Below are 270 nucleotides of genomic sequence, written 5' to 3'. Positions count from 1 at the left end.
AGTTGAGAGGTTGCGCCACTCCGCGACGAACTCCCTGCTTACCCGTCGCGACGTCATCGTGGTGTCAACCGTTTCAGCTATCTATGGCCTGGGCACGCCACAGGAATACGTGGACCGGATGATTCCACTGGAGGTCGGCCAGGAGTGGGATCGCGATGAGTTGCTGCGCGACCTCGTCACCAACCAGTACATTCGTAACGACATATCGGGGGAGCGCGGCACCTTCCGGGTGCGCGGGGACACCCTCGAGATCTTCCCGGTTTATGAGGA

At 60.4% G+C, this 270-nt stretch carries 1 pseudogene; it reads left to right on the top strand.

The features are described from left to right. Positions 1 to 61 precede the first annotated feature (61 nt). Positions 62 to 270: pseudogene (locus JBO08_RS28015) on the top strand (excinuclease ABC subunit B); the annotation flags it as partial.

This window comes from Pseudomonas sp. LAP_36 (assembly GCF_019456785.1).
Classification (GTDB): Bacteria; Pseudomonadota; Gammaproteobacteria; order Pseudomonadales; family Pseudomonadaceae; genus Aquipseudomonas; species Aquipseudomonas tritici.
This window is presented reverse-complemented; position numbering and strand designations above follow the sequence as displayed.